This is a genomic window from Pseudomonas sp. I8001 (genome assembly GCF_013385345.1).
Classification (GTDB): domain Bacteria; phylum Pseudomonadota; class Gammaproteobacteria; order Pseudomonadales; family Pseudomonadaceae; genus Aquipseudomonas.
Genome location: NZ_JACAQC010000014.1, coordinates 18,089 through 33,597 on the forward strand (window position 1 = coordinate 18,089; position 15,509 = coordinate 33,597).

11 protein-coding genes are annotated in these 15,509 nt (G+C 61.8%); 4 read left to right on the forward strand and 7 right to left on the reverse strand.

What is annotated here, in order from left to right; translation table 11 throughout:
- Nucleotides 1–25: 25 nt before the first annotated feature.
- On the reverse strand, nucleotides 26–1,468 hold the full coding sequence (locus tag HX839_RS13610) for a mechanosensitive ion channel domain-containing protein (RefSeq protein ID WP_177067172.1): 1,443 nt from the start codon (nucleotides 1,466–1,468) through the stop codon (nucleotides 26–28).
- 63 nt (nucleotides 1,469–1,531) lie between these two features.
- Nucleotides 1,532–2,398 carry a pirin family protein gene (locus HX839_RS13615; protein WP_177067173.1) on the reverse strand — a complete coding sequence of 289 codons (867 nt, stop codon included), beginning with the start codon at nucleotides 2,396–2,398 and terminating at the stop codon, nucleotides 1,532–1,534.
- A gap of 187 nt (nucleotides 2,399–2,585) precedes the next feature.
- On the opposite strand from HX839_RS13615, the gene HX839_RS13620 reads away from it, so the two are divergent.
- Nucleotides 2,586–3,692 (forward strand): efflux RND transporter periplasmic adaptor subunit, encoded by a 1,107-nt coding sequence (locus HX839_RS13620; protein WP_003210248.1) that lies wholly within the window; start codon nucleotides 2,586–2,588, stop codon nucleotides 3,690–3,692.
- Between the two features lie 2 nt (nucleotides 3,693–3,694).
- Nucleotides 3,695–6,766 (forward strand): efflux RND transporter permease subunit, encoded by a 3,072-nt coding sequence (locus HX839_RS13625; protein WP_177067174.1) that lies wholly within the window; start codon nucleotides 3,695–3,697, stop codon nucleotides 6,764–6,766.
- A 151-nt stretch (nucleotides 6,767–6,917) separates the two neighbouring features.
- On the opposite strand, the gene HX839_RS13630 is transcribed toward HX839_RS13625, so the two are convergent.
- From HX839_RS13630 to HX839_RS13640, 3 genes are all read right to left on the reverse strand, one after another.
- The gene (locus HX839_RS13630) at nucleotides 6,918–8,147 is read right to left on the reverse strand and encodes a M20/M25/M40 family metallo-hydrolase (RefSeq protein ID WP_003210251.1); all 1,230 of its coding nucleotides are present in this window, start codon (nucleotides 8,145–8,147) and stop codon (nucleotides 6,918–6,920) included.
- A 68-nt stretch (nucleotides 8,148–8,215) separates the two neighbouring features.
- Complete coding sequence (locus HX839_RS13635) at nucleotides 8,216–9,274, reverse strand: diguanylate cyclase (protein ID WP_023658718.1); 1,059 nt, start codon at nucleotides 9,272–9,274, stop codon at nucleotides 8,216–8,218.
- A gap of 78 nt (nucleotides 9,275–9,352) precedes the next feature.
- A complete protein-coding gene (locus HX839_RS13640) occupies nucleotides 9,353–9,988 on the reverse strand; it encodes a LysE family translocator (protein WP_177067175.1) in 636 nt (211 codons plus the stop codon).
- Nucleotides 9,989–10,118: 130 nt separating this feature from the next.
- Between HX839_RS13640 and HX839_RS13645 the strand changes: the two genes are divergently transcribed.
- Nucleotides 10,119–11,561 carry a PLP-dependent aminotransferase family protein gene (locus HX839_RS13645; protein WP_134326228.1) on the forward strand — a complete coding sequence of 481 codons (1,443 nt, stop codon included), beginning with the start codon at nucleotides 10,119–10,121 and terminating at the stop codon, nucleotides 11,559–11,561.
- Here the strand turns inward: HX839_RS13645 and HX839_RS13650 are convergent, their stop codons facing one another.
- A complete protein-coding gene (locus HX839_RS13650; RefSeq protein ID WP_177067176.1) occupies nucleotides 11,562–13,028 on the reverse strand; it encodes a hypothetical protein in 1,467 nt (488 codons plus the stop codon).
- A gap of 174 nt (nucleotides 13,029–13,202) precedes the next feature.
- Here HX839_RS13650 and HX839_RS13655 point away from each other — a divergent pair, with 174 nt between their 5' ends.
- On the forward strand, nucleotides 13,203–13,880 hold the full coding sequence (locus tag HX839_RS13655; protein WP_177040382.1) for a sterol desaturase family protein: 678 nt from the start codon (nucleotides 13,203–13,205) through the stop codon (nucleotides 13,878–13,880).
- 54 nt (nucleotides 13,881–13,934) lie between these two features.
- On the opposite strand, the gene HX839_RS13660 is transcribed toward HX839_RS13655, so the two are convergent.
- A complete protein-coding gene (locus HX839_RS13660) occupies nucleotides 13,935–15,404 on the reverse strand; it encodes a PPC domain-containing protein (protein WP_177022652.1) in 1,470 nt (489 codons plus the stop codon).
- Nucleotides 15,405–15,509: the final 105 nt, after the last annotated feature.

Here is a 15,509-nt window from a genome sequence, read left to right on the forward strand (position 1 = left end):
ACCGCAGCAACGGATATGTACACCTTCAGGCCCGACTCCGCAGCCACTGCATAAACCCCTTCTTAACCGGCACCACAGGCGCCTCCTGCGTCAAACTCTGAGCCGCATGCAACCTGAAATCCAGCAGGCTTTTCATAGCCTCACTGATGTCATGCCGAGCATCCAGACAAGGCTTCAGATACTCCTTCTCAATCCTATACAACGTACAAAACGTCTTCGCCGAAAAGTCCGCAGGCACACCCTGCTCCGACAAAATCCCGGCCTCACCAATCACCTCCCCAGGCCCCATCCGCCCGGCTTCAAACTTGTGCCCGGCCTTGGTCAACATCACCGAAATCACCCCGGACTCGATGATAAACAGGTGATCACTCACCTCCCCCGCCGGCAAAATCATCTCCCCGGCGCGAAAGGTCTGCAGCGTCATGTTCTGGCTGAATGTCTCCTTCTCCTCCTGCCTCAACGTCGAGAAAATAGACGAGCTCTCCAACAACGCCCGAGCCCGGGAAACCGTCACCGGCGCATTACTCTCGGCAGCCGACAACAAGCTCACCCCCGCCGCCTGCAAATGCCGAAACGCCAAATCATAAAGCTGATTACGCACCTCACGTTTAAGCGTCATGGCCGGCACAAACCCGCTGATCTCATACTCCACGCCACCACTGGCCGACGTCTTGAACGCCACACTCGGCGCCGGCTTGGCCAACAACGGCCGACACCCCTGCATCGCCCGCTCCAGCGCATCCAGCACGGTTTGGGGCCGCGCATGGGGGCTGACCTGCAGGCTGACCGCCAAGCCAAACATATCTGCGGGACGTGAGAAGTTGATGATCTTGGCCTTGGCCGCCAACGAGTTGGGCACCACCGCCAGGCTGCCCTGGGAGGTTTGCAGTTGGGTGGCGCGCCAGTCGATGTCGATCACCCGGCCTTCGGTGCCGTCGATGGAGATCCAGTCATCCAGTTGGTAGGGTTTGGTGGTATTGAGCACGATGCCGGAAAACACGTCGCTCAAGGTGCTTTGCAACGCCAGGCCGACGATGATTGCCACCGCGCCGGAAGTGGCCAGCACGCCCTTGACCGGCAGGTCGAGCACGTAGGCCATGGCGGCGATGATCGCGATCAGGAAGATCACCGCGCCCACCAGATCCTGCAACAGCCGCCCGGTGTGGCCGACCCGCTGCATCATCACCGCGCCGAGCAATACCGTGAGGGTGCGCGCCGCAAACAGCCACCAGCCGATCTGGAACGCCGTTGCCGCCAAATGCAGCGCCACGTTGTCGCCGAACGGCGCGACCTGCATCGGGTTCATGCCTTCGTTGAACAGCACGGCGCTGAACACCGCAAAGATCACCAGGCGTGCCGCCAGCTTCCAATTGGCGAAATCGGCAGAGATCAAACGCCATACGGCAATATCGATCAGCACCAGCGCCAAGGCACAGAACATCGGGTGATCGGAGATAAATGAGGGCATTCAGGCGACTCCAGGGCGAATGCCATGAAGATCGCATGAAATGCCTTTGGAGGGTATAGCGCCCTAGCGCTGCATCTGCCCGAATTGCCCGGACTGATAGTCGGCAAACGCCTGGTGGATTTCCTGCTCGGTGTTCATCACGAACGGGCCGTGGCCGACGATGGGTTCGTCGATCGGCTCGCCGCTGAGCAACAGCACCATGGCGTCGTCGCTGGACTCGAGGCGCAGTTGCGTGCCATCGCGCTCGAACAGTGCCAACTGCCCTTCCCGCGCCACTTCAGTGCCGTTGATCCGCACCGTGCCGCGCAACACCACCAGCGCGGTGTTGCGCCCGGCGTGCAGGTCCAGCGTCACAGAGCGGCCGGCTTTGAGGCGCATGTCCCACACGTCGATCGGTGTGAAGGTGCGAGCCGGGCCTTTGACCCCGTCGAACTCGCCCGCGATCAAGCGCAGGCTGCCGGCGTTGTCGGCCAGGGGCAGCGTCGGAATATCGCCATCGAGGATGGTCTGGTAACCGGCATCGGTCATTTTGTCCCTGGCCGGCAGGTTGACCCACAACTGGACCATTTCCAGGGCCCCGCCGCTGCGGGCGAACGCCTCGGAGTGAAACTCCTCGTGAATGATGCCCCTGGCGGCTGTCATCCATTGCACATCGCCCGGGCCGATGGTGCCGCCGGCGCCGGTGGAATCGCGGTGCTCGACTTCGCCCTTGTAGACGATGGTCACGGTTTCAAAACCGCGATGAGGATGCTGGCCCACGCCACGACGTTGCTCGGTCGGGGTGAACGCCGCAGGACCGGCGTGATCCAGCAACAGGAACGGGCTGATCTGCTTGCCCATGGTGTCGTAGGAAAACAGCGTGCGAACCGGAAAGCCGTCGCCGACCCAATGGCCGCGTGGGCTGGTGTAGATGCCGATGATCTTTTTCATATGTGTCTCCAGTAATGGATACACCTTAAATCCGATACCAATTCCGCGCTAGACGGCAAAACCGGCCCTGATCGTCCCACCAGTGGAACAAATACTCGCGGGCTGGATTATTTTATATTTCGACCATAATATGGCGACAAATATTACAAGCGTAATTTTTAGCTCACCCCGCCCCACGGAGCCCGACATGAACCCTCTCCCCCTGCGTCTTCTCACCCCCCTGGCCCTGCTGGCGGTACTCAGTGGCTGCAACAACAAGGCCGACCCCGTCGCCGAAGCGCCCCTGCCCCGCCCGGTGCTGGCCGCCAAGGTCGAAGCCGCGGGCAGCCAGCAAAGCGCCTACACCGGCGTAGTGGCCGCACGCACGGAAAGTGACCTGGGGTTCCGCGTCAGCGGCAAGGTGATCGAGCGCAAGGTTGATCCCGGCCAGCACGTCAACCGTGGCGACACTTTGCTGGTGCTGGATATCGGCGACTTCGAACTGGCCCTGCGTTCGGCAAAAAACCGCGTCAATGCGGCCCAGGCGCAACTGCGCCAACGCCGGGACGATGAATCCCGCTACCAGCGCCTGGCCAATACCGGCGCCGTGTCGCGGCAGATTTTCGACCAGTCCGCCACCAATCTGCGGGTGGCCGAAGCCGAACTGGCCTCCGCGCAATCCGACGCCAGCCAGATCGAAAACCGCCGCACCTACTCGGTGCTCAGGGCCGACAGCGACGGCATCATCACCGACGTACGGGTGGACCGCGGCCAAGTGGTCGCCGAGGGGCAAGTGGTGGCGCGCCTGGCCCACGACGGCGCCCGGGAAGCCATCGTCAACTTGCCGGAAAACCAGCGCGACCAGGCTTCGCAAAAAGCCCTGGCGTTCCCCTTCGGCGCCCCTGAGCAGGCAGTGACCGCCACGTTGCGCGAGCTGTCTGCCAGCGCCGACCCGACCACCCGCACCTACCGGGCCCGCTATGTCTTGCATGGCCCCGTCGACCGCTTCGCTCTCGGCTCGACCATCACCGTGCGCCTGCAAGGTAACGGCCAGGCGCAACAGACCCGCGTGCCCATCGGGGCGCTGCAGGATGCCGGCAAAGGCACCGGTGTGTGGGTGATTGGCGCCGATGACAAGGTCAGCTTCGCCCCGGTCAACGTCGCCAGCCTCGGCCAGGAGGACGCGTTGCTGGACAGTGGCGTGGACCCCGGCCAAGTAGTCGTCGCCCTCGGCGCGCACCTGCTGCACAGCGGTGACGCGGTACGCCTGTTGCCGGCCCAGGTATTGGCCCTCAACCGTCAGCAGGAACACTGATAATGCGCGGGATCAACCTCTCCGAACTGGCGGTCAAGCATCGCGCGGTCACTCTGTTCCTGATCATCGCGATCCTCGCCGCCGGGGTCTTTGCCTTTGGCAAACTGGGGCGCGCCGAAGACCCTTCGTTCACCGTCAAGGTCATGACCATCACCGCCGCCTGGCCCGGCGCCACCGCGCAAGAGATGCAGGAGCAAGTGGCCGACCGCCTGGAAAAACGCCTGCAGGAGCTGGACTATTACGACCGCGTCGAAACCATCGCCCAACCGGGCTTCGTCTCGATGCGCATGACGTACCTGGAGTCCACCCGTCCCAGCGAGATCCAGGACCTGTTCTACCAGACCCGCAAAAAGCTCAGCGACGAAGCCGCGAAGTTGCCCAAGGGGGTGATCGGGCCGTTTTTCAACGATGAATACTCCGACGTGTACTTTTCCCTGTACGCGCTGGAGGCCGAACACCTGCCCCACCGGCAACTGGTGCAAATGGCCGAGGACATGCGCCAGGGCCTGCTCAATCTGCCGGGAGTGAAGAAGGTCAATATCCTCGGCGAACAGGCGCAGCGGATCTTCGTCGAGTTTTCCTATGAGCGCCTGGCCACCTTGGGCATCAAGCCCGAGCAGATCTTCGCCGCCCTCGCCGCCCAGAATGCCGTGGCGCCTTCAGGCTTTGTCGAGACCGCCGGGGCACGCGCCTATATCCGCATCGACGGGGCCTTCGATAGCCTGGCGCTGATCGAAAACGTCCCGCTGGAAGCCAACGGCAAGCTGCTGCGCATCGCCGATGTGGCCACCGTCAGCCGGGGTTATGAAGACCCGCCCAGCTACCGTATCCGTCATCAGGGCGACCCGTCGCTGATGCTCGGTGTGATCATGGAGAAGCACTGGAACGGCCTGGAACTGGACAAGGCTCTCAAGGCCCAGGAAGCGAAAATCCAGGCCGACCTGCCGCTGGGGGTCAACTTCGCCAAGGTCTCCGACCAGGCGAAAAACATCAGCCTGGCGGTCAACGAGTTCATGCTGAAGTTCTTCGTCGCCCTGGCGGTGGTGATGGTCATCAGCCTGCTGGCCCTGGGGTTCCGCGTCGGGCTGGTGGTGGCCGCTGCGGTGCCGCTGACCTTGTCGATCGTGTTTGTGATCATGCTGATGACCGGCCGCGAATTCGACCGGGTGACCCTGGGCGCGTTGATCATTTCCCTGGGCCTGCTGGTGGACGACGCGATCATTGCGATCGAGATGATGGTGGTCAAACTCGAGGAAGGTTTTGACCGGATCCACGCGGCCACCTTCGCCTGGAGTTCCACCGCCGCGCCGATGCTCACGGGCACGCTGGTGACGATTATCGGCTTCCTGCCGGTGGGTTTTGCCCGCTCGGGGGCCGGTGAATATGCCGGGAATATTTTCTGGATCGTCGGTTTTGCGCTGATCGCCTCGTGGCTGGTGGCGGTGGTGTTCACCCCGTACCTGGGGGTCAAGCTGCTGCCGCACATCCAACCGGTTGTCGGCGGCCACGATGCAATTTACGCCGGGCGCTATTACCAGAAACTGCGGCGCCTGGTGGACGCTTGCGTGCGCAGACGCTGGCTGGTCACCGGGCTGGTGGTGGCGGCCTTTGTGCTGTGTGGCCTGGGCATGGGCGTGGTGAAGAAGCAGTTCTTTCCCAACTCCGACCGTTCCGAGCTGATTCTGGAGGTGTACATGCCACCGGGCAGCGCCTTCAAAAGCACCGAGGCGGTAGCGGCGCAGGTGGAAAAGGCGTTGATGGAGGAGCCGCAAACCGTGATGGTCGATACCTATGTCGGCGGTGGTGCACCACGGTTTTTCCTGTCGCTGAACCCTGAGCTGCCAGATCCCGCCTTCGCCAAGTTGATCGTGCAGACCGCCGACGCCCATGCCCGGGACAGCCTGAAAAAACGCATGGCTGAACGCATCGCGGCCGGCGAATTTCCATCGGCGCGGGTGCGCGTCACCCAGTTGGTATTCGGCCCGCCGGTGCCCTTCCCGGTGGTGTTTCGCGTGTCCGGTCCCGACCTGAATGTGCTGCGCAGCCTGTCTGAAGACGTGCGCCAAGTGGTCGCGGCCAACACACTCACGCGGGACAGCTTCCTCGACTGGGGCGAGCGCGCCAGCAGTTACCGCCTGGTACTCGACCAGGACCGCCTGCGCCTGCTGGGCTTTACCCCCGACGGGGTGAAATCCCAGCTCAACGCGTTGCTCAGCGGCAACCCGATCACCGAAGTGCGCGAAGGCAATCGCACCGTTTCAGTGGTTGCCCGCTCCCAGGGCAGCCAGCGCGAAGACCTCGGCAACCTGGACAATATGACCCTGACCAACAGTGCCGGCGTCTCGGTGCCATTGGCCCAGGTCGGGCATTTCCAGGCGGTGATGGAAGAACCGATCCTCAAGCGCCGCAACCGCGCACTGACCGTGGAAGTGCGCGCCGACATCGTCGACGGCACCCAGCCGCCAGATGTGGAAATGGCGGTGTACAAGGACCTGCAACCCCTGATCGCCAAGCTGCCGGCCGGGTATCAGATCGTCATCGGCGGCCCGGTGGAAGAAAGCGCCAAGGCCAACGTGGCGCTGGCGGCACTGTTCCCGATCATGATCCTGCTGACGTTGACGGTGATCATGTTCCAGGTGCGTTCGTTCGGGGTGATGTTCATGGTGTTCGCCACCGCGCCGCTGGGGCTGATCGGAGCGGTGCCGACGTTGTTGCTGTTCAACCAGCCGTTCGGGTTCAACGCGATATTGGGGTTGATCGGGATTGGCGGGATTCTGATGCGCAATACGCTGATCTTTACCGACCAGATTCGGCAGAACCAGGACCAGGGCATGGTGATTCGCGAGGCGATCATCGAGGCCACGGTGCGCCGGGCACGGCCGGTGATATTGACCGCGCTGGCGGCGGCGTTGGCGTTTATTCCGCTGACATTGTCGGTGTTCTGGTCGTCGCTGGCGTATGTGTTGATTGGCGGGGTGCTGGTGGGGACAGTGTTGACGTTGCTGTTCTTGCCGGCGTTGTGCAGTCTGGTGTTGGGGCGGGAGAAGACCCGGGAAGTGGTGACTGCAACCTGATCCAACCAACACCACAGAACAGTGTGGGAGCTGGCTTGCCTGCGATTGCGGTGTATCAGTCAAAGAATTCATGACTGACAATCCGCTATCGCAGGCAAGCCAGCTCCCACATTTTGATCTGCTTCCACAGACGATCAGTGGTGGTTTCGGATCAGCGCTTGGAGAGCTCCATAATCATCCGGCTCAGCAGATAAATCCGCGGCGCCACGCTCTCCACCTCGGCATATTCCTCCGGCGTATGGATATTGCCCCCGACAATCCCGAACCCGTCCAGGGTCGGCGTACCCACGCCAGCCGACAAGCTCGCATCCGCCGCCCCGCCGCTGCCCTCAATGGTCAGCTTGCGCCCCAGCTCGCCATAAATCCCCTGGGCAATCGCCACCAGCTTGTCCGACTCCGGCGTCTGCGGCATCGGCGGCAGGCCACGGTGCAAACTGGTGGTCACTTCAGTCTCGGGGATCAGCTTGTTGGCCGAGACCCGTGCCAGGTCTTTCTCGATCCGGTCAAACTCTTCCGGCAACGCCGCCCGTACATCCGCCTTGGCGGTGGCCTGGTCGGGGATCACGTTGACCCGGTCGCCGGAGTTGATCACGGTGAAGTTGATGGTGGTTTTCTTCTCGGCATCCCCCAGCTTGCCCAGTTGCAGAATCTGGTGCGCCGCTTCCATCGCCGCGTTGCGCCCCAATTCCGGGGCGACGCCGGCGTGGGCGGCCTTGCCCTTGACCTCGACCACGGCGGTGGCGCTGCCTTTGCGCCATACCACCAGGCCATCGGCCGGGCGACCCGGTTCCAGGTTGAGCGTCACGTCGTGGCCCTTGGCGGTGTTGCGGATCAGCTCGGACGCGCCGTCGGTGCCGGTTTCTTCGCTGGCGTCCAGCAGGAAGGTGATTTGTGCGTAGTCCTTGAAGCCCTGGTTTTTCAGGACTTTCAAGGCGTAGATGCCGGCGACGATGCCGCCCTTGTCATCCATTACGCCCGGGCCATAGGCGCGGCCGTCCTTGATGTGGAACGGCCGGGCAGCCGCCGAGCCTTCCTTGAACACCGTGTCCATGTGGGCCATCAGCAGGATCCTGGCCTTGCCGGTGCCCTTGAGGGTGGCGATGACATGGCTGTTATGAGCGGCGGCATCCGGCACCAGCTGGATGCTGAAACCCAGTTGCTTGAGCTCGTCGACGGCGATGTCACGCACTTGGGTCAGGCCCGGCTCGTAGCCGGAGCCCGAATCGATATTCACCAGGCGCTCCAGCAGTTTCAAGGCGTCGGCCTTGTACTGCTCGGAATCGGCCTGGATCTGTTTGTGGGGTTCGGCGCTGAAGGCCGGCATGGCGAAAGACAGCGCCAGGGTGGCCGCCAGCAAGGTACGCGGGAAGTTGAAGAGCATGAACCGATCCTTGTTTTTGTTGGAAGGTAGCGCTCCACCCTACCTGACAAACACCGATTTGTTGATCCTCAGATCGACCTCAGCCAACTTCCCTGCACCGAACTGACCCGGTTGCGCCCGCTGCTCTTGGCCTCGTACAAGGCCTGGTCGGCATCGTTCAGCCAACTGGTGGCGTCGGCGTGTGCCGGCCGGTATGGCGCCAGGCCGATGCTCAGGCTGGCGCGCAAGGTCGGATCCTGTGCGTAGGCCAGGGAGTTGAAGCGATCACGCAGGGCATCCATCACTTCGGTTGCGCGGTTCAGGGGCATGTCCGGCAGGATCACGCAGAATTCGTCGCCGCCATAGCGCCCGGCGAGGTCCGTGGCCCGCAGGTTCTGGCGCAGCACTTTGCTCAACTGGCGCAGCACGATATCGCCGGTGACATGGCCGTAGGTGTCGTTGATGGTCTTGAAGTGGTCGATGTCGATCAGCGCGATGGCGGCGCCCTGCTGGTCGCGGCGGCAGCGCTGGAACTCGATTTCCAGGTGGTCTTTCCAGGCGCCGTGGTTGAGCAGGCCCGACAGGCTGTCGGTGCGGCTCAGGGCCAGCAACTCGCGCTTGTGCCGGGCCAGGGTGATCGCTTGCCGGTAACAGATCCAGCCCAGCGCCAGGGGATACAGCATCAGGATTGGCAGGCAGGCGTAGAGCTGCACTTCACTGGTGAGGGCGGTCACCGCCGGAGTGAACACCAGCATCGAGGCGCCGATGCCCAGCGCCTGGGCCACCCAACCGGCGAGCATGAAGCGCGGGCCGCCGATGGCGACGTTGTTCATGGTCATCATCGACAAGGTGGTCACGCTGGGCAGCGGGTTGAACTGCATGGCGCCCACCCAGAACCCGCCGCAAAACGAGTCGAACAGCAGGTTGCGGTGTTCCGAGCGCAGGGAGTTTTTCGAGTGCCGCGACCATTGGTAGGCCACATGCGGCCAGATGAAGGCATTGGCGATCATCACTCCCCAGACCCAAGCGGATTTATCCAGCGGGTAGATGGCGGCGGCCACACAAACAAACCCGAGGGTCAATCCCAGGGTGCGCGACTTGTACAAGCGTGAAGCGAGCGAAAGTCCGTTTCCTCCTGCGGCTGGCATGTCTGGCTTGATCCTGGATGAATGCCCGAAGTCTATCAGGGCACCGGCAGATCGCCACTACCGCTCATAAGCTGACCTTCAGCTGGAAAAACCCCGGGCCAACATCAGCGCCACCCCCAGCAGCAACACCGCCGTGGCCCGTTGCAGCAACACCCGGCGCTTGGGGTTTTCCAGCACGTGCTTGATGCGTTGGCCGAAGTAGCAATACAGGCAGCCGCTGGCAAATTGCAGCAGCAGGAAGGTCAGGCCGAGGATCGCGATGTCGGCGGCGGCACTGCCCTGGCCGATGGCGGCGAACTGCGGGAATACCGCGCTGAACAGAATGATCGCCTTGGGATTCGACAACCCGGTCAGCAGGCCCTTGCCGAAAAGACTGCGGGCATTTTCCGCAGTTGCATCGTTGGTCTTGATGGTCACTCCGCTGCTGGTCCATTGCTTGTAGGCCAGGTAAAGGATGTAGGCCACGCCTACCACCTGGATGATCCGGGTGATCAGCGGGTAATCCTTGACCAGCTCGGAAAAGCCCACGGCAAAGATCAGGATCGACACCAGGTAGGAAACACTCGCCCCGAACTGCGCCGGCAGGGAGCGGCGCAGGCCGTCCTTCAGGCCGAGGCTGAGCAACAACAAGGTCATGGGCCCGGGGCTGAAGGCCAGGGTGGTGCACAGCAGCAGGAAATACAAAAACGAAGACAGCGTCAGCGCGGTGGCCATGGCGTGGAATTTCACAGCAGGAAAGAAGGCTTGCAGTCTAGGGCGCACGTGCCGTCGCAGGCAGGTAAACTCTACGGATATACGTGCAGACTTTACCGGTGAAGTTGGCGGCAAACTTAAGGACAGTGTGATGCCCATTCCTGCGATTCACTTTCATGACCGAGCACCGAAGGTGCAGCAGATCGTCGATGCCCTGGCCCATGCGATCGAGCAAGGCGAATTGGCCGCTGGCAGCAAACTGCCTTCGGTGCGTGAGTTGGGAGCCTTGCTGGGCGTCGGAAAATTCACCATGAATGAAGCGCTGGATCGCCTGCGCGGGCGTCACCTCCTGACCTCCAGCCAGGGCCGCGGGCACTTTGTCGCCAGCAGCCTGGCACAGCCGTCGTCCAGCACTTGGGTCGACTTGCTGCCCCAGGACTTGCTCAGCGTACTGCGCCGCCCCCTGGCCATGGCCCAGGGCGACCTGCGCCCCGGCGGCGGCCATCTGCCGGAAGACTGGCTGGATTCCGAAGCCCTGCGCCAGGCCATGCGCAGCGCAGTCCGCGCCCCTACCCTGCGCATCGCCGGGCTGGGCACCCCGGCGGGCCTGCTGCCGTTGCGCCAGGCGCTGCAACAGAAACTGCACGGTGAAGGGTTGTCGGTGCCGGTGGAACAAATCATCACCACGCCCAACACGGTGCAAGGCCTGGACATGCTCATGCGCCTGCTGGCGCGGCCCGGGGACACGGTGCTGCTGGATGCACCGTGTTATTTCAACTTCCACGCGAACCTGGCGTTGCATGGGGTCAAGGTGGTGACGATCGCCCGGCGGCCTGACGGGTTTGATTTTGTCGCGCTGGAGCAGTTGCTGGCGGAGCATCGTCCCAGCCTGTACCTGACCACCAGCGTGTTGCATAACCCCACCGGGCATTCATTCAGTCCGAGCCAGGCGTTTCGGTTGTTGCAACTGGCCCGGGAGTATCGCTGCCATATCGTTGAGGATGATCTTTACGGGGATTTGCACCCTAACCCGCCGCCGCGTCTGGCGACTTTGGCGGGATTGGAGCAGGTGACGTACCTGTCGGGGTTTTCGAAGGTGCTGACGGCGAACGCGCGGGTCAGTTATGTGGTGGCGGCGCCGCAATTGGCGGCGAATCTGACCAATATGAAGTTGATGAGCGGCGGCATAACGTCGGAGCTGTTCGAACAGATTGTGTATCGGCTGCTGAGTGAGGGTGGGTATGCCCGGCATCGCAAGCGCATGGTTCAGCGGCTGCTGGAGGCCGGTGGGCGGGTTGAGCAGTGGCTGCGGCGTTGCGGGTGTGAATTGCCGATGGGATTTGAGGGCGGGATGTTCATCTGGGCGCGGTTGCCGGCCGGGGTGAATGGTGAGCGGCTGGCTGAAGCAGGGTTGAAGCGTGGGATGGTGTTGGCGCCGGGGGCGTTGTTCGGGTATGAGCCGGGGTTGCGGGATTTCATGCGGTTTAATGTGGCGCATTGCGACGAAGGGCGGGTTCAGGCGCAGTTTGAAGGGTTGCTGGGGGCGCCAACCCGAAGAGTTGGCGCCGGGGTTACGGATCAAGCGGAGGGTTGATCACCGTTCACTGGAGATCACGCGCTGGCTGCAGATATGAGCCATGCTGACCGGGGTAGCGTCGCCACCCACGCCGACATCCGGGTACTCCTCGATGCGCAGGCGCCAGACGGCGAAGTTGTAGTTGGTCTCCCAGGTGTTTTTGTAACCCGAGTCGTAGGACACATACCTGACAGTCGCCTCACCCGCGCAGTTGCCCAGGTTGACCGTACCGGATGCCGCGCCCGACACGCCGGTTACCGAACCGTAGTAAGGGATGTACACCGGCAGGTAGGTATTGCGGTTGACGTGCTTGTCGAGTTGCAGATACGGGGTCAATCCCTGCAGGCGTTTACCGGTGCTGTCGGCCCAGGTCACGGCCCAGCTCAAGTCACGTGCCGCCTGGGTGGTCATGAACGGGTCGTAGTCATTGGCCGAAGCCGGGATCCGCACCACGTTGTCACCTTGCACACTGTGGCTCAACACCTCGGGTGTGGAGCCCAGCGACAGCTTGTAGCGCGCCGTAGCCTTCCAGGTTGCGGCCGGGTTAGGCCGCACCCGTACGTTCACCACGCCATTAACCGATGGCGTTGGCCAGGTGATTTTCGCCTTGGGGCTGATCGGGGTCCATTTGACGCCGTCAAAATACTCGGAAATCCACTGGCCCCGATCGCTCTCGTTCACACCGTCGAAATAGGCACTGACCTTCTGCCCGCGCAGGGCCTTGAAGGAGAAGTAGTCTTCATCGGTCGCCGTGTCGGAGTTACCCGTGACGTAGTTCAGGGTATCCGGCAGTTGATAAGCCGTTTCGAAACTGTCGTTAGGCTCGAAATCGTCAATCGTCATGTTGATATCCACGCCGAAACTGAACGGCGAACCGTCAGCCGAATTGACATGCATGAACCAGTAGTAGTCGCCAGGTGGCAGTACGCCAGCCAACACCTCGTTGGCATTGCCCGGGTTATCCGACGTGCCGAGAGAAGTGATGTTGTTCTGGCCGTCGTCCTGGAACAGGGTCAGGGACATGTTGGTGGCAGCACTCTGCCCTACCAGCATCACTGTCGCCCGTGCTTTTTGCGGCACGTTGAAGTGGTAGCAGACGTCGTTGCCGGTTTGCACACCGTCCAGGTTATACATCTGGTTGATACCGAGGGTCTGGCACAGCGGCGTGAACGCCTGGGCCGCCACGGCCTGGGCATCCACCTTGGCGCTATCTGCCTGTACAGGCTCGGCGACCACAACCCCGCTCAAGGCCTTGGCAGCCTGCACCGGCTTTTTCAGCTGCTGCGAGGTTTTGATTTTGTCCAGGAAGGCAGCCGACGCCTTCTGCGCCGTGACGTTGCCGCCACTCTTGAGGGCTTGTTGCACGGCTTGCTGCAACGGTTGCGGCGTCAAGTGTGCAGGAGATTGTTCGGCCAGGGCGCAGGCCGAAACGAAGCAGGACGCCGCGATGGCGGCTCCGAGCATGAACGCTTTTTTCGATTTCATTTTTTATCCATCCATAGTTAAAAAATTGAAGCTCAGGTGATCGGCGACATCCGGTCACCTGGGATGGAATGTAGGACATAACTGTATGCATGTACAGTATTTTTATGGCAGCAGGATAGATGCGCCAATCCCGACTACGCTCATCCCCAACAAAAACAGCACCGAGCGCCCCCAATGACTCACCCCACCGAGGCCTTCCGCACCACCTACCGCGCCAGCATCCACCCCTGCTACAACCCGTGGCTCCACGCTGGTTTCGTTTTCGGCTACGGCCTGCTCTGCATCACCCTGTTCTGGTCAACCACCCAACAAATCCAACCCTTGGAATGGCTGACCATCCCCCTCACCCTGATTTTCTTCAACCTGTGTATCTATCTCGTCCACCGTCACCTGGGCCATCACAAACACTCCTTCGCCCGCCTGTTCTACGCCCGCCACACCGGCGACCACCACAGCTTCTTCACCCCCGCCCACATGACCTACGACAGCCCGCGAGACTGGCGTGTCATACTGTTCCCCGCCTGGCTCATCCTGGTCCACAGCCTGGTCATCACCCTCCCCGCCTGGTGGCTGCTCAAACACCTCAACCCCAACGTCGCCGGCCTGTTCGCCGGCTGCATGATCCTCGGCTACCTGCTCTACGAGTTTTTCCACGCCTGCGAACACCTGCCCCCCGACCACCCCGTGGCCCGCCTGCCGTGGATCCGCCAGATGCACCACCTGCACGCCCTGCATCACCGGCGCGAACTGATGCAGGGACGCAACTTCAACATCGTCCTGCCGCTGATGGACTACCTGTTCGGCACCCTGCATTGGGAACCGCAAGCGCGCGAACCCAAAAAAGGCCAATAAAAAACGCCCCACCTAAGTGGGGCGTCTACATTTCAGAGGGCTCTTATGCGCCGGTTATCGGCCAATGATGTCCTGGCTGCAGATATGCCCCAGGCTCACGTAGGGAACGTTATCGCCACCGACACCGACATTCGGCAATTCCTTGAGGTCGATGCGCCAGCCGCCAACGTTGTACCAGGTGTCCCAGAGGTACTTCACGCCCGTGCTGCTGTCGTAGTACTGGGCACGGTAATCACCCACACAACCGCCCAACTCTGCGCTTCCCGATGTTTTGCCGGCACTGTCGGTGGCAGCCGAGAATATCGTCCAGTTGAAGTCCGGACCCGAAACAAAACGCTTGTCGACCTTGAGCTGTGAAGTGACCCCCTCCAACGGGGCACCCGTGCTGTCTTTCCATTCGGTTCTCCAGGTCATGAGACGACCGGCCTGGGTCGCCAGAGGTGCGATGCCCGCCGGGATTCGGGTCACCGTTCCGCCCTTCGCATCGAAGTCCGCCAGGTGCGGACTCGAACCGAACGTCAGCTTGTACTCGGACTTGGCATCCCACGCCTCAGCGGGGTTGGCCCGCACGCGCGCCTTGTAGACAAAGCCCGGCGCCCGGCTCGGGAAGGTCGCCGTCGAGCCACCTGGAATGTTGACCCAGGCGCTGCCGTTGAAGTACTCGAAGATCCACTGATTGCGCACGCCCTTGTCGTCATCATCGAGGAACAGGCTGACCCCCTGCCCACGTACGGCGGCGAAATCGAAGTAGTCAACGTCATCCGGGCTGTCGAGATTGCCCGTCAGGTAATTCAAGCGGTCCGGCAAGGCGAACGCCGTTTCCGGGGTGTCGTTGGGCTCGTAGGCGTCAATCGCGGTGTTGACGATCGCGCCGAAGTCGAAGGCTGAGCCGTCGGCAACCTTGGCCTCCAGGAACCAGTAGTAGTCCCCGGCTTCAAGCATGCCGCTGATGACTTCGTCGCTGTTGCCCGGGTTATCAGAAGTGATCAGTGCCGTCAGGTTGTTCTGCCCGTCGTCCTGGAACAGCGTCAGGGCCATTTCGGTCCCCGGCTGCTGACCCGCGAGGTAGATCTGCACCTTGGCCTTGGCGGGCACATTAAAGTGGAAGCACTTTGATTCGCCGCTCTGCAAACCGTCATAGCTGTAGCCGACGTTAATATCGAGGCTGTCGCACAGCGGTACAAAGGCGGCCTGGGCAGCAGGCGCCTTGGCCGGTTTTACCAGCCGGCTCACCGGCGAAATCTGCACACTTTCAGAAGGCTTCGCGACGCTGGCAGCCTTCTTTTGCACACCGACAGTCTTGGTTTTTTGTGCAGCCTTGAGCTTATCCAGCACCTGCGCCGAGGACGCGGAGGCCTGCACCTTGCCACCGGATTTCAGGGCACTCTTGATCGCTGCATCCAGGCTTTTTTCGCTCAGGTGCACGCTGTTCTGCGACGGGTATTGCTCGGCCAGGGCAAAGGCCGAAACGAAGCTGGCAGCCATCATGGCCGCGCCCAGTACAAAGGCTTTTTTAGATTTCATTTTTTATCCATCCATAGTTAAAAAATTGAAGCTCAGGTGACCGGTGACATCCGGTCACCTGGGATGGAATGTAGGACAAAGCTGTATATATGTACAGTGCTTTTT

Bases quoted from the DNA above. Each gene is read 5' to 3' on its own strand.
- HX839_RS13610 (WP_177067172.1), bottom strand. From the start codon at position 1,468: ATGCCCTCATTTATCTCCGATCACCCGATGTTCTGTGCCTTGGCGCTG.
- HX839_RS13615 (WP_177067173.1), bottom strand. From the start codon at position 2,398: ATGAAAAAGATCATCGGCATCTACACCAGCCCACGCGGCCATTGGGTC.
- HX839_RS13620 (WP_003210248.1), top strand. From the start codon at position 2,586: ATGAACCCTCTCCCCCTGCGTCTTCTCACCCCCCTGGCCCTGCTGGCG.
- HX839_RS13625 (WP_177067174.1), top strand. From the start codon at position 3,695: ATGCGCGGGATCAACCTCTCCGAACTGGCGGTCAAGCATCGCGCGGTC.
- HX839_RS13630 (WP_003210251.1), bottom strand. From the start codon at position 8,147: ATGCTCTTCAACTTCCCGCGTACCTTGCTGGCGGCCACCCTGGCGCTG.
- HX839_RS13635 (WP_023658718.1), bottom strand. From the start codon at position 9,274: ATGCCAGCCGCAGGAGGAAACGGACTTTCGCTCGCTTCACGCTTGTAC.
- HX839_RS13640 (WP_177067175.1), bottom strand. From the start codon at position 9,988: ATGGCCACCGCGCTGACGCTGTCTTCGTTTTTGTATTTCCTGCTGCTG.
- HX839_RS13645 (WP_134326228.1), top strand. From the start codon at position 10,119: ATGCCCATTCCTGCGATTCACTTTCATGACCGAGCACCGAAGGTGCAG.
- HX839_RS13650 (WP_177067176.1), bottom strand. From the start codon at position 13,028: ATGAAATCGAAAAAAGCGTTCATGCTCGGAGCCGCCATCGCGGCGTCC.
- HX839_RS13655 (WP_177040382.1), top strand. From the start codon at position 13,203: ATGACTCACCCCACCGAGGCCTTCCGCACCACCTACCGCGCCAGCATC.
- HX839_RS13660 (WP_177022652.1), bottom strand. From the start codon at position 15,404: ATGAAATCTAAAAAAGCCTTTGTACTGGGCGCGGCCATGATGGCTGCC.